2 protein-coding genes are annotated in these 1,839 nt (G+C 65.7%); both read left to right on the forward strand.

What is annotated here, in order from left to right; translation table 11 throughout:
- Positions 1-41: 41 nt before the first annotated feature.
- Complete coding sequence (locus R3X27_RS25415) at positions 42-1,067, forward strand: zinc-dependent alcohol dehydrogenase (RefSeq protein WP_317711707.1); 1,026 nt, start codon at positions 42-44, stop codon at positions 1,065-1,067.
- Positions 1,068-1,079: 12 nt separating this feature from the next.
- Positions 1,080-1,839 (forward strand): SDR family oxidoreductase (locus tag R3X27_RS25420; RefSeq protein WP_317711708.1); only part of this gene is annotated, 760 nt, incomplete at its 3' end.

Consider the following 1,839-nt stretch of genomic DNA (forward strand, 5'->3'; position numbering starts at 1 on the left):
CGCCGCCGCGGAAATGGCGGCCTGAGGAGGACGTAGAGTCAATGACTTACACGGCAGCATTCTATCGGGGGGACAAGACCTTCGAAGTGAAGCAGGTTGAAGAAGAGGCGCCCGCCGCCGGCCAGGTGCAGATCAAGGTCGCGTTCTGCGGCATCTGCGGCACCGACCTGCACGCCTATCTCGGCCATATGGACCCGCGCATCGGCTTCGACCGCATCCTCGGTCACGAGATGTCGGGCACGATCTCGGCCGTGGGCGAGGGCGTCACGGACTGGAAAGAAGGCGACAACGTCGTGGTCCGCCCGCTCGATCCCTGCGGCGACTGCCCGGCCTGCAACCGCGGCCATTCCCATATCTGCCACAACCAGACCTTCATCGGCCTCGACAGCCAGGGCGCCATGCAGCAGCTCTGGAACGTGCCCGCGCACACGCTGCACCGCATCCCCGCGAATGTCAGCCTGCGCGACGCCTCCCTGATCGAGCCGCTCGCCGTGGCCTGCCATGACGTGCGCATGGCCGAGGTCGCTGACGGCGAGGACGTGCTCGTCATCGGCGGTGGCCCCATCGGCATGCTGGTCGCCATGGTCGCCCGCGCCGCCGGCGGCAAGGTCACCATCTCCGAGGTCAACGAGAACCGGCTGGCCTATGCCGCGAAGCTCGGCTTCGACACGATCAACCCGGTGAAGGTCGATGCCGCCGCCGCGATCATGGAGAAGACCGGCGACAAGGGCGCGGACGTGATCTTCGAGGTCTCCGGCACCCAGCCGGGCGTCGACCTGATGACTGAAGCCGCCTGCACCCGCTGCCGCATCGTCATGGTGGCCGTGCACGCCTCCAAGCCGACCGTGGATATCTTCCGCTTCTTCTGGCGCGAGCTGAAACTCATCGGCACCCGCGTCTACGAGCCGGAAGATTACGAAAAGGCCATCGCCTCCATCGCCGCCGGCGATATCGATGCCGACAGCTTCATCACCGACATTCGTCCGCTCGAGAAGATCGCGGAAGGCTTTGCCGAGCTGACCTCGAACCCGAACGCGATGAAGTCTCTGCTGCAGATCAACGAATAAGGAAGAACCGACATGACAATGTTTGACCTCACGGGCAAGACCGCCCTCGTGACCGGCGCGCGGCGCGGCATCGGCATGGGCATGGCGATCGGGCTTGCGGAAGCAGGCGCGAACGTGATCGGCGTCTCGGCGCAGATGGAAGACGAGGGCTCCAAGGTGGGCGAGGCCGTCAAAGCCCTAGGCCGCGAATTCAAGGGTTATTCCTGCGACTTCTCGGACCGCGCCGCCGTGACCGCGTTTTGCGCCAAGGTGCTGGAAGAGAACCCGCAGATCGACATCCTCGTGAACAACGCGGGCACGATCATGCGCAAGCCGGCGGCCGAGCATCCGGACGAATGGTGGGACAAGGTGATCGAGGTGAACCTCTCGGCACAGTTCGTCATCACCCGCGAGATCGGCCGCTCGATGATCGAGCGCGGCTCGGGCAAGGTGATCTTCACCGCCTCGCTGCTGACCTTCCAGGGCGGCATCACGGTGCCGGGCTACGCGGCGTCCAAGGGCGGCATCGGCCAGCTGACCATGGCGTTTGCCAATGAGTGGGCCGGCAAGGGCGTGAACGTGAACGCCATCGCGCCGGGCTATATCGCCACCGACAACACCCAGGCGCTGCAGGACGACAAGGACCGCTACGAAGCGATCCTCGGCCGCATCCCGGCTGGCCGCTGGGGCACGCCGGAAGACTTCGCCGGCCCGGCCGTCTTCCTCGCCTCCGACGCCGCAAGCTACGTCCACGGCACAACCCTCCTCGTCGATGGCGGATGGATGGGACGCT

The sequence above is a fragment of the Tropicimonas sp. TH_r6 genome, assembly GCF_033101155.1.
In the GTDB taxonomy this organism is placed as follows: Bacteria; Pseudomonadota; Alphaproteobacteria; order Rhodobacterales; family Rhodobacteraceae; genus Tropicimonas.

Excerpts from the sequence above, each read along its gene's own strand:
- R3X27_RS25415 (WP_317711707.1), top strand. The coding sequence starts at position 42 with ATGACTTACACGGCAGCATTCTATCGGGGGGACAAGACCTTCGAAGTG.